Annotated in this window: 23 protein-coding genes; 15 read left to right on the top strand and 8 right to left on the bottom strand. The window is 61.5% G+C overall.

The genetic code is table 11. The features are described from left to right. Nucleotides 1–40: 40 nt before the first annotated feature. From EGT36_RS27350 to EGT36_RS27330, 5 genes are all read right to left on the bottom strand, one after another. Nucleotides 41–853, bottom strand: a complete 813-nt coding sequence (locus EGT36_RS27350; RefSeq protein ID WP_003585384.1) for a CbbQ/NirQ/NorQ/GpvN family protein — start codon at nt 851–853, stop codon at nt 41–43. Nucleotides 854–916: 63 nt separating this feature from the next. Then, nucleotides 917–2,263, bottom strand: a complete 1,347-nt coding sequence (locus EGT36_RS27345; protein ID WP_003585385.1) for a nitric-oxide reductase large subunit — start codon at nt 2,261–2,263, stop codon at nt 917–919. A gap of 24 nt (nt 2,264–2,287) precedes the next feature. Beyond that, entirely contained in the window at nt 2,288–2,740 is a 453-nt protein-coding gene (locus EGT36_RS27340) for a c-type cytochrome (RefSeq protein WP_003520968.1), read from the bottom strand. 165 nt (nt 2,741–2,905) lie between these two features. Then, entirely contained in the window at nt 2,906–3,196 is a 291-nt protein-coding gene (locus EGT36_RS27335; protein ID WP_035208380.1) for a hypothetical protein, read from the bottom strand. Nucleotides 3,197–3,201: 5 nt separating this feature from the next. Next, the gene (locus EGT36_RS27330; RefSeq protein ID WP_125271506.1) at nt 3,202–3,735 is read right to left on the bottom strand and encodes a cytochrome c oxidase subunit 3 family protein; all 534 of its coding nucleotides are present in this window, start codon (nt 3,733–3,735) and stop codon (nt 3,202–3,204) included. A gap of 137 nt (nt 3,736–3,872) precedes the next feature. On the opposite strand from EGT36_RS27330, the gene EGT36_RS27325 reads away from it, so the two are divergent. Further along, entirely contained in the window at nt 3,873–4,028 is a 156-nt protein-coding gene (locus EGT36_RS27325) for a hypothetical protein (protein ID WP_022557550.1), read from the top strand. A 12-nt stretch (nt 4,029–4,040) separates the two neighbouring features. Then, nucleotides 4,041–4,718, top strand: coding sequence for an NnrU family protein (locus tag EGT36_RS27320; protein ID WP_125271505.1), 678 nt, complete (start codon nt 4,041–4,043; stop codon nt 4,716–4,718). A 4-nt stretch (nt 4,719–4,722) separates the two neighbouring features. Here EGT36_RS27320 and EGT36_RS27315 read toward each other — a convergent pair whose 3' ends face one another. Genes EGT36_RS27315 through EGT36_RS27305 form a run of 3 tightly spaced genes read right to left on the bottom strand, consistent with a single transcriptional unit; the run spans nt 4,723 to nt 7,231 of the window. Next, entirely contained in the window at nt 4,723–5,313 is a 591-nt protein-coding gene (locus EGT36_RS27315) for a UbiX family flavin prenyltransferase (protein ID WP_003585392.1), read from the bottom strand. Next, on the bottom strand, nt 5,310–6,824 hold the full coding sequence (locus EGT36_RS27310) for a UbiD family decarboxylase (protein ID WP_172965732.1): 1,515 nt from the start codon (nt 6,822–6,824) through the stop codon (nt 5,310–5,312). The genes EGT36_RS27315 and EGT36_RS27310 overlap by 4 nt, the downstream gene beginning before the upstream one ends. Before the next feature lie 56 nt (nt 6,825–6,880). Beyond that, nucleotides 6,881–7,231, bottom strand: a complete 351-nt coding sequence (locus EGT36_RS27305) for a DUF488 domain-containing protein (protein ID WP_035208386.1) — start codon at nt 7,229–7,231, stop codon at nt 6,881–6,883. Between the two features lie 149 nt (nt 7,232–7,380). Here EGT36_RS27305 and ubiT point away from each other — a divergent pair, with 149 nt between their 5' ends. From ubiT to EGT36_RS27240, 13 genes are all read left to right on the top strand, one after another. Continuing rightward, the gene (ubiT, locus tag EGT36_RS27300) at nt 7,381–7,896 is read left to right on the top strand and encodes a ubiquinone anaerobic biosynthesis accessory factor UbiT (protein WP_003585397.1); all 516 of its coding nucleotides are present in this window, start codon (nt 7,381–7,383) and stop codon (nt 7,894–7,896) included. After that, a complete protein-coding gene (ubiU, locus tag EGT36_RS27295; RefSeq protein ID WP_003585399.1) occupies nt 7,887–8,864 on the top strand; it encodes a ubiquinone anaerobic biosynthesis protein UbiU in 978 nt (325 codons plus the stop codon). Before ubiT ends, ubiU begins: the two co-directional genes overlap by 10 nt. Before the next feature lie 5 nt (nt 8,865–8,869). Then, complete coding sequence (gene ubiV / locus EGT36_RS27290; protein ID WP_125271504.1) at nt 8,870–9,811, top strand: ubiquinone anaerobic biosynthesis protein UbiV; 942 nt, start codon at nt 8,870–8,872, stop codon at nt 9,809–9,811. Continuing rightward, nucleotides 9,805–10,188, top strand: coding sequence for a hypothetical protein (locus tag EGT36_RS27285; protein WP_125271503.1), 384 nt, complete (start codon nt 9,805–9,807; stop codon nt 10,186–10,188). The genes ubiV and EGT36_RS27285 overlap by 7 nt, the downstream gene beginning before the upstream one ends. A gap of 147 nt (nt 10,189–10,335) precedes the next feature. Then, nucleotides 10,336–11,319, top strand: coding sequence for an ABC transporter substrate-binding protein (locus tag EGT36_RS27280; RefSeq protein WP_125271502.1), 984 nt, complete (start codon nt 10,336–10,338; stop codon nt 11,317–11,319). A 5-nt stretch (nt 11,320–11,324) separates the two neighbouring features. Then, on the top strand, nt 11,325–12,134 hold the full coding sequence (locus tag EGT36_RS27275) for an ABC transporter permease (RefSeq protein WP_125146449.1): 810 nt from the start codon (nt 11,325–11,327) through the stop codon (nt 12,132–12,134). Continuing rightward, nucleotides 12,131–12,883 carry an ATP-binding cassette domain-containing protein gene (locus EGT36_RS27270; protein ID WP_003585407.1) on the top strand — a complete coding sequence of 251 codons (753 nt, stop codon included), beginning with the start codon at nt 12,131–12,133 and terminating at the stop codon, nt 12,881–12,883. The genes EGT36_RS27275 and EGT36_RS27270 overlap by 4 nt, the downstream gene beginning before the upstream one ends. Further along, on the top strand, nt 12,880–14,067 hold the full coding sequence (locus EGT36_RS27265) for an NnrS family protein (protein WP_003585409.1): 1,188 nt from the start codon (nt 12,880–12,882) through the stop codon (nt 14,065–14,067). The genes EGT36_RS27270 and EGT36_RS27265 overlap by 4 nt, the downstream gene beginning before the upstream one ends. 201 nt (nt 14,068–14,268) lie before the next feature. Further along, nucleotides 14,269–14,454, top strand: a complete 186-nt coding sequence (napE, locus tag EGT36_RS27260; RefSeq protein ID WP_125271501.1) for a periplasmic nitrate reductase, NapE protein — start codon at nt 14,269–14,271, stop codon at nt 14,452–14,454. A 7-nt stretch (nt 14,455–14,461) separates the two neighbouring features. Beyond that, nucleotides 14,462–14,962, top strand: coding sequence for a ferredoxin-type protein NapF (gene napF / locus EGT36_RS27255; protein ID WP_125271500.1), 501 nt, complete (start codon nt 14,462–14,464; stop codon nt 14,960–14,962). Further along, entirely contained in the window at nt 14,955–15,242 is a 288-nt protein-coding gene (locus tag EGT36_RS27250) for a chaperone NapD (RefSeq protein WP_003520944.1), read from the top strand. Before napF ends, EGT36_RS27250 begins: the two co-directional genes overlap by 8 nt. Further along, entirely contained in the window at nt 15,217–17,721 is a 2,505-nt protein-coding gene (gene napA / locus EGT36_RS27245) for a periplasmic nitrate reductase subunit alpha (RefSeq protein WP_125271499.1), read from the top strand. The genes EGT36_RS27250 and napA overlap by 26 nt, the downstream gene beginning before the upstream one ends. Continuing rightward, nucleotides 17,691–18,182, top strand: a complete 492-nt coding sequence (locus EGT36_RS27240) for a nitrate reductase cytochrome c-type subunit (RefSeq protein ID WP_065655264.1) — start codon at nt 17,691–17,693, stop codon at nt 18,180–18,182. The genes napA and EGT36_RS27240 overlap by 31 nt, the downstream gene beginning before the upstream one ends.

Here is an 18,182-nt window from a genome sequence, read left to right as displayed (position 1 = left end):
CGGGTAATACCGCGCATTCAGATATTGATATAAATGTGCCTTATCGTATGACCGCATCCGCGACTTCATGCAGCGCGGCCTTCACATCCGGCTCGTCGGACAGCGGTTCGATCATCGCCGCGCGCACGGCCTGACGGGCGGGAAGGCCGGTATCGATGAGGCTGGCGCAATAAACGAGCAGGCGGGTGGAGACGCCTTCTTCCAGATCGTGGCCTTTCAGGCCGCGCAGCCGGTGGGCGAGATCGACGAGCGGCTCGACATCGCGCGCATCGAGCCCGCTTTCATGCGACACGACGGCAATCTCCTGCTCTTTGGGCAGAAAATCGAATTCAATGGCGACGAAGCGCTGGCGGGTGCTGGGTTTCAGGCTTTTCAGCAGGTTCTGGTAGCCGGGATTGTAGGATACGACGAGCATGAAACCCGAGGGCGCTTCCAGCACCTCGCCGGTGCGCTCCAGCGGCAGGATACGACGGTCGTCGGTGAGCGGATGCAGCACAACGGCCACATCCTTGCGCGCTTCCACAATCTCGTCGAGGTAACATATGCCGCCCTGACGCACGGATCGTGTCAGCGGGCCGTCCATCCACACGGTTTCACCGCCTTTCAGCAGGTAACGACCGGTCAGATCGGCGGCGGCAAGATCGTCGTGACATGAAACGGTCGAAAGCGGCAGGCCGAGTTTTGCCGCCATATGGCTGACGAAACGGGTCTTGCCGCAACCTGTCGGGCCTTTCAGCAGCAGCGGCAATTGCCGCACCCAGGCGCTTTCGAACAGCGTGCATTCATTGCCAAGCGCGGTATAGAACGGCGTGTCCGGCAAAGGCTGCGGCGGGGGGCGGAAAATCGTATTCATGGTCATCTCCATGGTTGGTGGTAAGGACCGGCTCTCGGGGGAAAAGGAGAGCCGGTCCGTTTCTCATTCGGCGGGCTGCACGAGGCGGGCGACGTCGCCCTGTTTCTGCTTGCCCGGCACCAGGACTGCCCAGATGAACATGACCGCCGAAATGAGAACTGCGAAACCGGAGCCGAGACGGATCCAGTAGAAGATCGCCAGCTGGTCCTGCACATCCATGAAGCTTTCGCCCATGACGCGCTGAAGCTGGATCTGCACCACGCCGGCAAAGGTCAGCGCGAAGGTCATGACCGACATGGCCGTGCACATCACCCAGAAGCTCGTCATCGAAAGCCACTGATTGTAGGGCGCGCGTTTCTTCATTTCGGGGATGGCGTAGGCCATCATCGCAAGGTTCAGCATCACATAGGCGCCGAAGAAGGCGAGGTGGCCGTGGGCGGCGGTAAGCTGCGTGCCGTGGCTGTAATAGTTCACCGACGACAGCGTATGCAGGAAACCCCAGACGCCGGCGCCGAAGAAGGCCATGACCGAGCAGCCGATCGACCACAGAAGCGCTGCGCGGTTCTCATGCTTGCGGCCGGCCTTCCAGGTCATGACGAAGGTGAAGATGACCATGGTGAAGAAGGGGGCCACTTCCAGCGTCGAGAACAGCGAACCGATCCATTGCCAATAACCGGGCGCGCCGATCCAGTAATAATGGTGGCCGGTGCCGAGAATGCCCGAAAAGAGGGCAAGGCCGACGATGACATAGAGCCATTTTTCCACCACTTCGCGGTCGATGCCGTTGAGCTTGATCATAAGGAAGGCGAGGATTGACGCCATGATCAGTTCCCACACGCCTTCCACCCACAGATGGATGACGTACCACCAGTACATCTTGTCGAGCGCCAGGTTCATGGGGTTGTAGAAGGCGAAGAGGAAGAAGATCGCCAGCCCCCAGAGTCCGAAGAGCAGGATGTTGATGACGGTGGTTTTGCGGCCCTTCAGCGCTGTCATGGTGATGTTGAACAGGAACATCAAAACGACAAGCACTATGCCGACCTTGATGGCGAAGGGCTGTTCGAGGAACTCGCGGCCTTCATGGATACGGAACATATATCCGACCACGGCAACGGCTGCGGCCACCAGGAAGATCCAGAACTGCGCGATGGCGAGTTTGGGGCTGTAAAGCTCGGTTTCCGTCTCTTCCGGCAGCAGGTAGAAGGTCGACCCCATGAAGCCCATCAACAGCCACACGACCAGCGCATTGGTGTGGATCATGCGCACGATGTTGAAGGGCAGAAGCTCTGAAAGCGTATTGGGAAGCACGTAGATCGTGGCGGCGACGACGCCGAACAGGATCTGCGCCACGAACAACCCGATTGCGCCGTAAAAATACAGCATGGCGACTTTTTGCGTCTGGTATTTCATCTCGTCATCTCCTTGCCGTCAGCCTCAACCCGCATCGTTCGGCGGCCAGTTCTGCGTCTTGATCCGGCTCGTCCATTCGAGGAAGTCGACGAGATCATCGAGTTCCTGTTCGGTGAGATTGAACTGCGGCATCTGGCGGCGGCCTTCGATGCCGGTGGGCTGGGCGGCCATCCACGCCTTGATGGAATCGCGCGCCGCTTCCTTGTCTTCCACGCCGCCATAGCGCTTCCAGACATTGCCGAGTTCGGGCGCGAAATAGGCGCCTTCGCCGAGCAGCGTGTGACAGTTGATGCAGGAGTTTTTCTCCCACACATGTTTGCCGCGCGCGACGCTTTCGGTCAGCGTGCTTTCATCCGTCGAGGTGGTGCGCATGTAATAATGGCTATGGGCGGTCAGCCCGACGAATATGGCGAAGAAGAAGATGGAGCCGCCGTAAAAGACGTTTCGCGCTCCTGTTTTGGTCAGGCGTTCTGCCATGCCAATGGTCCTTTCCATCCGGAAGACCGCTTATGCGGACTGGCTTGATCGAACCCTCTTGCCGGAATTTGCCGGCAGCTTCGGGTCTCGCCCCTTTCTAGCCGCTGGCCGCCGGCGTTCTTTGCCATTTGGCAAACAAGTGGGGAGGTGGTGTGGTCCGCCTTTTCAGAGCGACAAAATGCCCTGCAGGAGCGCCCGCAGCAGGGCTGCGGCGGCAAAGATGGCCGGCCATGCCAGAAGTGCTGTGCGCAGCAGGCCACGCTCTTCGCGAAAGCCGAGAAAGTCGTCGATGACGCGTCTGGATTTCAGGAGCGCGAAAAGCAGCATCAGGCAGGCGACGGCAACCGGCGGCAGAAGCGCCGCCTTCCACGAGGTGACGGCGGCCGTACCGGCGAGAACGAGAACGGCGAGTGCTGCAAAACTTCTTGCAAGCTGGCGGGAGGTGCGGTGGATCATGACTGTCAAACCAGATAGACGATGGGAAAAATGACGATCCAGACCAGATCGATGACATGCCACAGCGTCGTCACCAGCGTGACGTTCTCGTTTTTCGGGAAGACTGCGACGAGAAACAGCAGCACGGCCACGAAGACGACATGCAGCAGATGGAAGCCGGTGAGCAGGAAATAAAGCTCGAAGAAAGCGCCATAGGCGGGATCGGAGGCGAATGCGATTTCGGTGGAGTATTCATAGAGTTTTACGCCGACGAAAACGAAGCCCAGCAGGCCGGCAAGCGCGAGCGCCCGCCTTCTTCCCGGCAGCGCGTTGTGGCGACTGGCCGCAACGGCCGCCTGCCAGCCGCTCGTCAGCAAAATCAGCGTATTGAGACCGGCAAGCTGCGGCTGCAGATGTTGGCGCGCGGCGGCGAAGGCCTCGGGCTTGAGGGCGAAGGCAATGATGAAGGCGCCGGTCAGCGCGCCGAAAGCGGCAAGTTCGCTCCAGACCAGAATCCACAAAAGCAGGCTTCCGCTTTCCTCTTCCGTATTGATCGCCATGGTCTTGTCCGTAATTGTAAAACAGCAAGCCACGCTTAGGCGTCCTCAAACCCCGCTTCTTTGCGGTCGGTCAAAGAAGGGAGCGTGCAAAGTCCTATTGTCATGACAAAGCGCAACTCTGGAAAATGGAGCTTCCCATGAACGACGCGCAGGTCGGGCTGATTGTCGCAACCCCTATTATCGTTGGCTTTGCGGTGCTGTTGTACCGTATGGGTGTGTTGCAGCGCATGGGTGCGGTTTCCGCCGTGCTTGCCTCCGTGGCCATTGCTTCGGTGCTGTTCCTGAACCAGTAAGAAGGCAGTCACATGCTTGAACTTGTCGCCGCTCTTTCGCTTTTCGTGGCGCTGCATTCCATTCCCGCCGTACCTGCCGTGCGCGGCCGGCTGATTGCGGCCATCGGCAGGCCCGCCTATTTCGGGAGTTATTCCGTCGTCTCGCTTCTGACGCTGGGCTGGGTATTTTATGCCGCGCTGTCGGTCGATTATATTCCGCTTTGGGATGTCGCGCCTTGGCAGGCGCATGTCACGTTTCTCGCTGCTCCAATTGGCCTGTTTTTCGTGCTGGCCGGCCTTTTCAGCGTCAATCCGCTCTCCATTTCCGTGTGGCAGGGAGATAAACCGGGGGCAATCGTGCGCATCACGCGGCATCCGGTGCTTGTCGGTTTCCTGTTTTGGTCGCTCGGCCATGTCGTGCCGAATGGCGACCTGCGTTCCGTCATCCTGTTCGGCGGTTTTGCGCTGTTTTCGCTTGGCGGAATGGCGATGACTGAAAAACGCGCGCGGAAAAGACTGGGTAATGCGTGGAGCGCGGCGGCTGCTAAAAACGCAACGATCCCTTTCGCAGCAATCCTTTCCGGCAAGACGCGCCTCGCCGTGGACGGGCCGATGCTGCTAGCCGCGGTACTGACAGGGTTGACGGTCTGGTGGCTGCTGGCCGGCGGCCATGCCGCGCTCTTTGGCGCAGACCCCATGGCCTATTTCTGATCGCTCACGATGTCTTCACCACATGCGGCTGCCATATCGGCGCCTGCGGCGCGGGCGCGATACCGAGCTGATCGATAGCGCGGGCGGCGAGCTGATCGACAATATCGAAGACGCTTTGCGGCCTGTTGTAGAAGGCCGGCACCGGCGGCATGACGATCGCACCGGCCTCCGTGACAGTGCACATATTGCGCAGATGGATGAGATGCAGCGGCGTCTCGCGGGTCATCAAAACCAGTTTCCGCCGCTCCTTCAGTTGCACATCGGCGGCGCGGGTGATGAGATTGTCTGAAAGTCCGGTTGCTATGGCGGCAAGTGTACGCATGGAGCACGGTGCGACGATCATGCCGGCCGTTGGGAAGGAGCCGCTGGCAATCGCCGCACCAATATCATCGACGGCATGATTGACGCTGGTGAGCGACAACATCCGCCCCATGGCTTGCGCACCTTCCTCATGTAGCACGGTGCGTCTGGCGGATTGCGACAGGACGAGATGGATTTCGACGCTTTTCATCGCGGCGAGGCGCTCGACGATGCGCAGGGCGATGCCGGCACCCGAGGCGCCGGTGACGCCGACCACGACGCGGCACGGGGTCATGGCCGTTCTCCAAGTCCGAGATCACGCCACATCAGATCCACCTTTGCGATGACGTCTGGCGTCATGGACAGCACGCGGCCCCATTGGCGCTCCGTCTCCGGCGAAAGCTTGCGGGTCGCATCCAGCCCCATCTTGCCGCCGAGCCCGGCTTTAGGAGAGGCGAAGTCGAGATAATCGATCGGCGTATCGTTTATGATCATCGTATCGCGCGAAGCATCGAAACGGGTGGATAGCGCCCAGATGACATCCTCCCAGTTGCGCACATCAATGTCGGGATCGACCAGAATGATGAGCTTCACATAACTGAACTGCGGCAGCATCGACCAAAGGCCCATCATCACCCGCTTTGCCTGACCGGGATAACGCTTGTCGATGGAGGCGACCATGATGCGGTAGGAACAGGCCTCCGGCGGCATCCACAGATCGACGATTTCCGTAAACTGCTTTTTCACGAGCGGCAGGAAAATCTCAAGCATGGCCTCGCCGAGAACCGAAGGCTCATCCGGCGGCCGGCCGGTATAGGTGGAAAGATAGATCGGATCGCGACGCATGGTGATTGCCGAGAGCGTTATGACCGGAAAGGATTCGACCGAATTATAATAGCCGGTATGGTCGCCATAGGGGCCTTCGAGTGCCGTTTCCGTTCCCGAAACGGTGCCCTCCAGTACGATCTCGGCATTGGCCGGCACCGGCATCGGCACGGTTAAAGCTTTTGCGATGCGGCTTTTCGAGCCGCGCAGCAGGCCGGAGAAGCCAAGCTCGCTGATATGGTCGGGAAGCGGCATCACGGCGGCGAGAATGGTGGCGGGATCGGCCCCAATGACGACGGTAACGGGCATATCCAGCCCGCGCGCCTGCCACAGCCGGTGGTGATGCGCGCCGCCGCGATGCGCCAGCCAGCGCATGATCACCCTGTCCGGCCCCAGCACCTGCATGCGGTAGATGCCGACATTGATATCGTCGGGATCGTCAGGCGAACGGGTGATGACCAGCGGCCAGGTGATGAGCGGGGCCGGCTCGCCCGGCCAGCACCACTGCACCGGCAGGCGGGCAAGATCAACTGCATCACCCGTCAGTACCTTTTCCTGTACCGGCGCGCGCGCGACGTTGCGTGGCCGCATGGACAGTGCGGCCTTCAGCAAAGGCAGCTTACCCCATGCCTCGGCCATGGATTTCGGCGGCCGTGGTTCGCGCAATTCGGCAAGCTTTTGTCCAAGCGCCGGCAGGCCGCCCGTTTCCAGCCCCAGACCCCATTCGATGCGTTGCCGCGTGCCGAAGAGATTGGCAAGCAGCGGCATGTCCCGCACCTTGCCCTCATGGTCGACGGGTTGCTCGAACAGCAGCGCCGGCCCGCCATCGGCGAGCACGCGGCGGTGGATTTCGGTGATTTCGTGCACCAGCGAGACCGGCTGGCGGATTCGCCGCAGCTGCCCGCGTTCTTCCAGCAACCGGACGAAACCGCGCAGATCGGCTGCGTGGGCGGGTTTAGTTTCTGTTTTCTCGTCTCTCATGCCGCCTGTTTGCCGGTGGCGGTGCGGCATGTCCTTGCGCTGCCGCAAATGCGGCTTCAGTGCGAACGAAGATAGTCGGCGAGAACGAGGGCGTGGTTGTGTTCGGTATCATGGGCGGCATAAAGCAGCGTGACGCGGCCCTTTGCTATTAGCTCCTTCATGCGCGCCACGGCATCGGGATTGGCGGCCAGCTCCTCGTGATAGTGCCGGGTGAATTCCGCAAAACGCGACGGCATATGCGAGAAATTCTTGCGCAATTCGTTGCTGGGCGCGATTTCCTTCATCCACAGCGAAAGCTGTGCGGTTTCCTTGCGCATGCCGCGCGGCCACAGCCGGTCCACCAGAATGCGCGTGCCGTCATCATCGCTGGCGGCATCGTAAATCCGTTTGATCCTTATATCGGACATGGGCGGCCTCCTTCGCTTCGCAAGTGAATGATTTATAGCGGCTTTTGTGAAGCCGCACCCGAAAATCTCTCTGTCTTTGCGTTCGCTCAAACCGGTGCCGGCGTGCTGCGGTTAGGTTCCTGCCCGCAACTGACCTGACAGGACCATTTATGAGACCGTTTCCCGCCGCCATCGCTACCCCCATGAATTTTCTGCTCCTTGCCGTGGTGCAGCGAGCGACGGCGACGATGCTGGCGCAGATCATGAAACGGCACCCTGATCTGTTCGGCCGGCTCGGTGAGCATAGCGGCAAGCGCTATGCCTTCCTGCCCGTCGATCTACCCTTCGCCTTCATGGTCGAGCCGGCGCGTCCGGCCATCACCGTCAGCCGAAAGGGCCGCTTGCCGAAGGTGGATGCGGCGGTGGAAGGGCCGCTTTTCATGCTGCTGGCGCTGATGGAGGGGCGGCAGGATGCCGATGCGCTGTTCTTTTCGCGTGATCTCAGCGTCACCGGCGACATGGAGGCGATGCTGGCACTGCGCAATGCGCTTGATGACAGCGGCATTGATCTGCCGCGCGATCTCGGTGCCTTTGCCGGGCCTTTCGCGCCGGTGGTAACGGGGCTTGCGAACCGCCTGCGCGGCCATGTTCTATCCGAAACGCGTGGAGGTGCGGCATGGAGCTGATCTGTCCTGCGGGAACACCCGCCGCCTTCCGCGAGGCCGTAGATGCCGGCGCGGATGCCGTCTATTGCGGGTTTCGCGATGAAACCAATGCCCGCAATTTTCCTGGCCTTAATTTTTCCCGCGAGGAACTCGCCGAGGCCATCGTTTACGCGAAAAAGCGCGGTGTCCAGACCTTTGTGGCGCTCAACACCTTCATGCGCGCCGGTAGTGAGGATATCTGGTATCGCGGTGCGGCCGATGCCGTGAAGGCGGGAGCGGACGCGCTTATCCTTGCCGATTTCGGTCTGATGGCGCATGTGGCGGAACATCATCCGCAGCAGCGCATCCACGTTTCCGTGCAGGCCTCCGCCTCCAATGCGGACGCGGTGAATTTCCTCGTCGATGCCTTCGGCGCGAAACGTGTGGTGCTGCCGCGCACCCTGACGATTCCCGACATCGCCCGGCTGGCGCGGCAAATCCGCTGCGAGATCGAAATCTTCGTGTTCGGCGGTCTTTGCGTCATGGCGGAGGGGCGCTGCTCGCTATCCTCCTACGCCACAGGCAAGTCACCCAACATGAACGGCGTCTGCTCACCAGCAAGCCATGTCCGCTACCGGCAGGACGGGCAGGAACTGGTGTCGGAACTCGGCGATTACACCATCAACCGTTTTCCCGCCGGGGAGGCGGCGGGTTACCCGACGCTGTGCAAGGGCCGTTTCGAGATCGCCGATGACAGGTCCTATGCCTTCGAAGATCCGGTGTCGCTTGACGTGATGGACCAGATCGATGCCTTGCGCGAGGCGGGCGTCAGCGCGCTGAAGATCGAAGGCCGCCAGCGCGGCAAGGCCTATGTGGCGGAAGTGGTTTCCACCCTGCACCGGGCGCTGGCCGCCAGTGCCGAAGAACGGGGACGGCTGCTCTCGCGCCTGCGGCTTTTAAGCGAAGGCCAGCGCACCACCGTTGGCGCTTATGAGAAACGCTGGAGATGATGGCGATGGCACATACTGCAAAGGCCACATTGGCGCTTGGCCCGGTCCTCTATCTCTGGCAGGGCGAGAAATGGCGCGATTTTTACTTTCGCATCGCCGATGAAGCGCCCGTCAGCCATGTCTATCTTGGCGAAACCGTCTGTTCCAAACGGTTTCATTTCACCGAGCCGCATCTGGCCGACGTGGTCGAGCGGCTGAAGAATGCGGGAAAACAAGTGATCCTCTCGACGCTTTCGCTGGTGACGCTGGAGCGGGAAAGCCGCCATCTGCGCGGCCTGATCGCCGATAGCCCCTATCCGGTCGAGGCGAACGATCTTTCCGCGCTCGGCATGTTGCATGGCACGCCGCATGTCGTTGGGCCCATGGTGAATGTCTATAATGCCGCCACCGCGCGGTTGCTCGCCTCGCGTGGGGCAAGCGCCATCTGCCTGCCGCCGGAACTGCCGACGACCTCGGTGGAGCGCATCGTGGTGGAGACGCCTGATGTGGACTTCGAAATCCTTGCCTTCGGCCGCCTGCCGCTCGCCATTTCGGCGCGCTGCGCCCATGCCCGCGCCAAGGGCAATATCAAGGATAATTGCCAGTTCGTCTGCGGTGACGACCCTGACGGATTGCCGGTGCGCACGCTTGACCGGCAGTCGTTTCTGGCGCTGAACGGCGTGCAGACGGTGTCGCACACCTGCCAGTCGCTGCTTGGCGAATTGCAGGATCTGGCCGCCGCCGGCATTTCCCGCTTCCGGCTGTCGCCGCAGGACTGCGACATGGTTGCGGTGGCGCAAATCCATGACGATGTTCTGGCCGGCAGGCGGGAGGCGGAGGACGGTCTTGCCCATCTCGGGCAAATCTATCCGGACGTGCCCTTTTCCAATGGTTTTCACCACGGGCAGGAAGGGGCGGCCTGGATCGCCCGCGCCCGCAACACGGCGCATGGGGTGAATGCATGGTGACGAACGGGCAAAGTGGGCAAACGCTGTCCGCATCAGCACCGGGCGGAGCGGATATCGCGGCGGCAATCCATCTGGTGCGCGATATTGTCTTGCAGAGCGCGCTTGATTGCAGCTGCCGCGACAGGGTGCACGAGGCGCTGCGCGAACTCGAGGATTTCGAGCGCCAGCGCAATATCGTCAAGCTTCTGGCCGCCGCCCGCGAGGAGCGTCGCAAGATCGCGCTCTTGACCGAGATGCTCTGCGATTTCGCCGAAGACGACACGGTGGATCAAGGCGTGGTTGAAACCGCAAGCCTGATGTTTCTCGATATCGCCGCCGCCGCTCAGGAGGGCTCGCGGCTCCTGCGGGACGCGCTCTCACTCAAGAAGGGTGAATAATCCCTGTTTTTGGCCCTGTTTGATCCTGCGCAAAGAGCGGGCGCTTGCAAAATGTCATTTCCGGGGTGGTGACGCGCCGGGATCGGAAAACGGTCTGAGCGGGCGTCACGCGCATCATGGCGCTTCCGGCGCGAAAGGATCAGGACCATGGCCCATCTCACCCGTCGTCAGGCTCTTTCGGCCTTTTCCGGGCTCGCGGTCGCGACACTTGCCGCACCGCATGTTGCGAAGGCGGAAGCGCCGCTCACCTTTTATGGCCCTCCGGCCGCACCGTCGGCCGTGCTGGCCCATGCGATAAAGGGCGGGTTCCTGAAGGATGTCGCACCCGGCGCCGTTTTCAAAGTCTGGAGAACGCCGGATGAAATGCGCGCCGCCGTCGCCTCCGGCTCCATGGGGGCGGTGGTGATGCCGAGCTACGGCGTCGCCAATGTCCATAATCGCGGTCTCGGCCTTGGGCTGTTGAACGTGCTGACCACGGGCCTGCTCTATATCGTTTCGAAAGACGGGACGCTGAACTCCCTGCAAAGCCTTTCCGGCAAGACGCTCGCTTTGCCGTTCAAGAATGACATGCCCGATTTCGTGCTGCGCCGCCTTGTTGCCGAAAACGGCCTGAAGCCCGGCGACATCACGCTGGAATATGCCGCCTCGCCGCCGGAAGCCGTGCAATTGCTGCTGACGGGACGGGTGGATGCCGCCCTGCTGAGCGAGCCGGCCGCGACCGCCGTGCTCATCAAGGCGAAGTCTTTTTTCATGACCGTCCATCGCACCATCGATATCCAGCGGGAATGGGCGAAGGTGGCCGGCAAGGCTGAAATTCCGCAGGCTGGCCTCGCCTTGACATCGCCGGTCCAGCAAAAACTCGGCAGGGCCGGCATCGAGGCTTTGCAGGACGCCGTGGAGACGGCGCTTGCCAGCGCCATGGCCGATCCGAAGGCGGCGGCCGCTGCGGCCGCCGATGCCTTGGGTTTCCCGCCGGAAATCATCGCGGCCTCCTTCCCGACAAGTCATCTTTGCGCCCTGAAGGCGAGCGCTGCGCGCGCCGATCTCGAGGCATTCTACGATGAGCTTGCCAGGGCCGACCCGGCAATCATCGGCGGCCGGCGGCCGGATGACGGGTTTTATCTGGTGTAGCAGGCATGAACCGCATTCTCGAAAGTCTTGGCTGGATGGGCCGCTATCTGTGGGCGGGCTGGGCCGGGCTTTCAGGTATTTTCTGTTTTCTCGCCGCCTGGCAGGCCGGGCATGAGATTTATGGCTCCTTCATCCTGCCTTCACCGGGGGAGACCTTCGCGGCAATGGGGCTTCTGGCGGCGCGGCCGGATTTCTTCGCCATCCTGTCGCAGAGCGCCGTCAGGGCCTTGACCGGCTTTGCCATCGCGGCCGGCATCGGCACGGTGGCGGGCGTGCTGGCGGGCTATTCCTTCGCGGCCATGCGGTTGATGAAGCCTGTTGTCACCGTTCTGCTCGGCGTGCCGCCCATCGGCTGGATCGTGCTGGCGCTCATCTGGTTCGGCTCGTCCGGCGGCACGGCTGTCATGACCGTCATCATCGCCTCGGCTCCCGTGTCCTTTGCCGGTGCGCTGGAAGGTGTCGCCAAGCGGGACCGTCAGCTGGAGGTGATGGCGCAGGCTTTCGGCGCTCCGTGGTTTTACCGGCTGCGCACCGTCACCATGCCGCATGTGCTCTCCTACCTCTTCCCGGCCTGGACGACGACGGCGGGAAGCGCGTGGAAAGTAACCGTCATGGCCGAGCTCCTTTCGAATTCAGGCGGCATTGGCGGCGAACTGGCCACCGCACGCGCGCTGTTCGATATCGCACAGGTCAGCGCCTGGCTCGCCATCACCGTCGCGCTGGCGCTGCTGACCGATTACGGCCTGCTGCATCTGCTGCGCGAGGCGCTGGAACGCTGGCGCGCCGCCGGGTTGCCATGGGGTGTAAAACGATGAGCGACCGTTCCATCCTGCGTTTCGAACATGTCGGCCACGCCTTTCTCGGCCGCAGCCTGTTCGAGAATTTCGATCTCGGCATAGCGCCGGGGGAAACCGTGGCGCTGCTCGGCCCCTCCGGCAGCGGCAAGACAACAATTTTACAGATCGCGGCTGGTATCATCGATCCTGTTCGCGGGCGCGTGCACCGCCATTATCGCCGGCAGGGTCTGGTGTTTCAGGAGCCGAGGCTGCTGCCGTGGATGACGCTCATCGACAATATCGCCTACGGCCTTGCGGCGGCCGGCATGCCGAAACAGGAACGGCGCGAAAGGGCGGGCCGTTTTGCGCTGGAGGTCGGTCTGGAGGCGGCTGATTTCGGCAAATATCCGGTGGAACTCTCCGGCGGCATGCGCCAGCGCGCCGGCGTGGCGCGGGCGCTCGCCGTGGAGCCGGACATGCTGTTTCTGGATGAGCCCTTCAGCGCCGTCGATGTCGGCCTGCGCCGTCATTTGCAGGAGCTTCTGGTGGGCGCCGCCCGTCGGCGCGGTTTTTCCACGCTTCTCGTCACCCATGATCTTCATGAGGCGTTGCTTGTTGCCGATAGGCTGATCGTGCTCTCCGGCGTCGATGGCCGAGTCGTTGCCGCGCATAAGCCCGCGGGTTCGCCGGGCCGGCGCATGGCGCGTGCGGTTTTCGACGAAGCGGAACGCCTGTCCGAGAGCCCGGCCTTCGCCGAACTGTTTTCAGCAAGGGAGCGGGTGCGATGAGGCAGCCCCCCATCCTTTCCGAAGCCCTGCGGCTGTTTTTCCCTCTGGCCGCCCTGCACGGCGCGGGCTGGCCCTTCCTGTGGATCGTCATCGGTGGTTATGCACTGCCTTTCGCCGATACGGTGCCTGCATCGCAATGGCACGCCCATGAAATGATCTTCGGCACCTATGGCATGGCGCTTGCCGGTTTCCTTGGCTCGGCGGTGCCGGAATGGACGGATACGAAGCCCGCGCAGGGACGAACGCTGCTTCATCTCGCCGGTCTCTGGCTGCCGGGCCGCCTTATCGGCCTTCTCGGGATGGAGGCATGGAGCCTGTTTGCAGGTTTTTTCGATCTCGCCTTTCTGCTCGCGCTCTCTGTTCTCATCGGCAGGGCGATGCTGGCGCGGCGCACGATGAAACACCTGGCATTCCTTATCTGGCTTCTTCTGTTTACGGCGGCTGAAGCGGGTGTGCGTTATGCCTGGTGGAGCGGCGATCTCGAACTTGCATCCCGCTTGCTGGAGGCGGCGCTGTGCATTTTCACCGTGTTGTTTTCGCTTTCCGCCGCGCGTATCAATGTGGTTGTCATCAATCTGGCGCTCGATCCGGGTGGCGAGACCACGCCTTACCGGCCCCATCCAGGCCGCCAGCATATGGCGGGCGCCATGGTGACGCTTTACATGGCGGCGAAACTTTTCTTTCCGCAGAGCGATGTCTGCGCCTGGCTTTCGCTTGCGGCCGGCGCCGCCTTTTTCGACCGGCTGGCCGAATGGTTCATCGAGCGTGCCGTCTTCAAGACCGAGGTGCTGTTGCTTGGCCTCGGCAACGCCTTTGCGGGCGCGGGTTTTCTGGCGCTCGGCGCGACACGGCTCGGTTTTTCCGTCACGCCCGCCGCAGGGCTGCATCTGCTGTCGGTCGGGGCGCTGGGATGCGCCATCATGGCCGTCTTCATCATTGCCGGGCTGCGGCATACGGGCCGCAATCTGACGCATCTGCCATGGCAGGCGCATGTGGCCGCCCTTCTGATGGCGATGGCCGGTCTGGTCCGCATCCTGCCGGAATTCGATTTTGCCGCAACATTATCGCCCTATCACCATGGCCTCAGCGCCGCTTTGTGGGCGGCGAGCTTCTGGGTCTGGTTGCAGGGCTTCCTGCCTTTCATGCGCGCGCCAGGCGTCGATGAGGCGGGCGCATGCGGATGAGACAGACCTTGCCCCGCTGCGTCGACATCACTGTTCCGACGATTTTGTTTATTTTTTCGGCAAAAGCACAATGTGAAATCAGTGGCTTAGAGGAGGGATATTGATGAATGTTAGTTTTAATAAATAATCAATAAAATCAAGTGGTTGAACATATTTTCTTTTTGGTCGATTATAACTCCAACCGAATAGGGAACCGCGAATATGCCTAAAATAGTCGCGCCTCAACACGCAGATGAAAAGCCAAGCCGGACGAGGGAACTTGTGACCTTCGCCGTTCTGGCCTTCGGAATCTGGCCCATTCTGGCGGTCGGATTTGTCGGAGTCTATGGTTTTATCGTCTGGATGTTCCAGATCATTTACGGCCCGCCGGGGCCGCCCGGACATTGAAGGCGAGATGATGATGGAAATCTCTCTCAGCCGGCGCGATTTCCTGCGCGGCGGGCAAAAAAATAGACCACGCATCTGTCCCCCCGGGGTCGCGTTGAGCGACCTCGCCGCGTGCAGCGGTTGTGCAAAATGCGTCGAGGCCTGTCCCACCGGCATCATTGCCATGGCGGACGGTTTGCCTTGCGTGGATTTCTCCGCCGGGGAATGCACCTTCTGCGGCAAATGCGCGGAGGCCTGTCCCGAACCGGTTTTCGCCGCTCCTGCGGCACAGCGCTTCGATCATATCATGGCGATCGGTGAGGGGTGTCTCGCCTTCGGCAATATCGATTGTCAGGCCTGCCGCGATGCCTGCCCGACCGAGGCTATCCGGTTTCGGCCCCGCCGTGGCGGCCCCTTCGTTCCGGAACTGCTGGAAGATGCCTGCACCGGTTGCGGAGCTTGTGTGTCTGTCTGTCCCGTCAGTGTGATCGAGATCAAAGAGAGAGCCACGGAGATGCAATATGCCTGAAAATACAGGCCGGTATCATGTTTCAAGCGCCGTGGTGGCGGTGATGCCCCAGATGCGGGACGCCGTGCTGGCAACGCTTTCAACGCTCGACAATGTCGAGGTTCATGGCGAGGGCAACGGCAAGATTGTCATCGTCATAGACGGCACGAGCACCGGCATGCTGGGCGATACGCTCACTTATATTTCGACACTCGACGGTGTGATTGCCGCCAACATGGTTTTCGAACACGTCGACACAGAGGAGACAAGCGGCGATGAGCAGCGAACTGACGCGGCGTGATCTATTGAAGGCCCATGCCGCCGGCATTGCGGCGGCAACGGCGGGCATTGCGCTGCCGGCCGCCGCCCAGCCGGTGCCGGGCGGGGTTTCCGCATTGCAGATCAAGTGGTCCAAGGCGCCCTGTCGTTTCTGCGGCACGGGCTGCGGCGTCATGGTCGGCGTCAAGGAAGGCAAGGTCGTCGCCACCCATGGCGACATGCAGGCGGAGGTCAATCGCGGTCTCAACTGCATCAAGGGCTATTTCCTGTCCAAGATCATGTATGGCAAGGACCGCCTGCAAACCCCGCTTCTGCGCAAAAAAGGCGGCGTCTACGCCAAGGACGGCGAGTTCGAGCCGGTGAGCTGGGATGAGGCTTTCGACGTGATGGCGCAGCAGTGCAAGCGCGTGCTGAAAGAGAAGGGGCCGACGGCCGTGGGCATGTTCGGCTCCGGCCAATGGACGATCTTCGAGGGCTATGCGGCCACCAAGCTGATGCGCGCCGGCTTCCGCTCCAACAATCTCGATCCCAATGCACGCCACTGCATGGCGTCGGCCGCTTACGCCTTCATGCGCACCTTCGGCATGGACGAGCCGATGGGCTGTTACGATGATTTCGAACATGCCGATGCCTTCGTGCTCTGGGGCTCGAACATGGCGGAGATGCATCCCATTCTGTGGACGCGCATTGCCGACCGGCGTCTGGGCTTCGACCATGTGAAGGTGGCTGTGCTTTCGACCTTCACCCATCGCAGCATGGACCTTGCCGATATTCCGATGGTCTTCAAGCCGGGCACGGATCTCGTCATCCTCAATTACATTGCCAACCACATCATCAAGACCGGGCGCGTCAACGAAGACTTCGTGAAGAACCACACGAAATTCGTGCGCGGTGTCACCGATATCGGTTATGGCCTGCGGCCCGACAATCCGGTGGAAGTGAATGCCGCCAATTCCGCCGATCCGACCAAGACCGAAGCGATCGATTTCGAGACCTTCAAGGAATTCGTCTCCGAATACACACTGGAAAAGACCGCCGCCATGACCGGCGTGGAAGCCGGTTTCCTGGAGGAGCTGGCCGAGCTTTATGCGGACCCGAACCGCAAGGTCATGTCGCTGTGGACCATGGGTTTCAACCAGCATGTGCGCGGCGTCTGGGCCAACCAGATGGTCTACAACATCCATCTTTTGACCGGCAAGATTTCCGAGCCTGGCAACAGCCCGTTCTCGCTCACCGGCCAGCCCTCGGCCTGCGGCACGGCGCGCGAGGTGGGCACCTTCGCCCATCGCCTGCCGGCCGACATGACGGTGACCAACCCGGAACACCGCAAACATGCTGAGGAAATCTGGCGCATCCCGCACGGCATCATCCCGGAAAAGCCGGGTTACCACGCCGTGCAGCAGGACCGCACGCTGCATGACGGCAAGCTGAATTTCTATTGGGTGCAGGTCAATAATAACGTCCAAGCCGGTCCCAACACCAAGAACGAGACCTATCAGGGCTATCGCAACCCGGAAAACTTCATCGTTGTTTCGGATGCCTATCCGACCATCACGGCCATGAGCGCTGACCTCATCCTGCCCGCCGCCATGTGGGTGGAGAAGGAAGGCGCCTATGGCAATGCCGAGCGGCGCACCCATGTCTGGCACCAGCTTGTCGAGGCCTCGGGCGAGGCGCGTTCCGACCTCTGGCAGCTGGTGGAGTTCTCCAAGCGCTTCACCACGGATGAGGTGTGGCCGGCGGAGATACTGGACGCCAATCCCGCCTATCGCGGCAAGACGCTGTACGAGGTGCTCTTCAAGGACAGCGATGTCGGCAAGTTCCCGTTAAGCGAGATCAACGGCGAATACGAGAACCAGGAAGCAAAACACTTCGGCTTCTATCTGCAAAAGGGTCTCTTCGAGGAATATGCCGCCTTCGGGCGCGGCCACGGCCACGATCTGGCGCCTTACGATGCCTATCACGAGGTGCGCGGCATGCGCTGGCCGGTGGTGGATGGCAAGGAAACGCTGTGGCGTTACCGCGAAGGTTACGACCCCTACGTCAAACCGGGCGAGGGCGTGAAGTTCTACGGCAACAAGGACGGCAAGGCGGTCATCATCGCCGTGCCCTACGAACCGCCGGCGGAATCCCCGGATGCGGAATTCGATACCTGGCTGGTGACGGGCCGCGTGCTGGAGCACTGGCATTCCGGCTCCATGACCATGCGCGTGCCGGAACTCTACAAGGCTTTCCCCGGCGCCCGCTGTTTCATGAATGCCGACGATGCGCGCAAGCGCGGGCTCAATCAGGGCGCGGAAATCCGCATCGTTTCGCGCCGTGGCGAAATACGCTCCCGCGTGGAAACGCGCGGCCGCAACCGCATGCCGCCCGGTGTCATCTTCGTTCCGTGGTTCGATGCCAGCCAGCTCATCAACAAGGTGACGCTCGACGCAACCGATCCCATCTCCAAGCAGACGGATTTCAAGAAATGCGCAGTCAAGATAGAGCCGGTCGCATGATCAGGAAACACGGATGGATGATCGCCGCTTTCGTCGTTGCGACGGTGGCGACGGGGGCCGTTGCGCAGATGGTGCCGGAATTGTCCGGTCCGCGCGGCGATGCCATGCAGACCGAACCTGCGAAACCCCTGCCGAAATGGGTGATCGACGATTTCAGGCGCATGCGCGCCTATCCGGAGCAGCCGCCGGTCATCCCGCATTCGATCGACGGTTACCAGCTTTCGGTCAATGCCAACCGCTGTCTCTCCTGTCACAAGCGCGAATTCACCCAGGATTCCGGCGCGCCGATGATCAGCGTCACCCATTACATGACGCGCGAAGGCCAGATGCTGGCGGATGTTTCGCCGCGCCGCTATTTCTGCACGGCCTGCCATGTGCCGCAGGCCGACACACGGCCGCTCGTGCCCAACACCTTTCAGGACATGAGCGAAATGGGCGTCAAACCGGCGGGTAGCGAATGA

Source organism: Agrobacterium sp. FDAARGOS_525, assembly GCF_003938925.1.
Classification (GTDB): Bacteria; Pseudomonadota; Alphaproteobacteria; order Rhizobiales; family Rhizobiaceae; genus Agrobacterium; species Agrobacterium pusense.
Note: the sequence above shows the minus strand (reverse complement) of the source record. Positions and strands in the feature narration are given on the sequence as shown.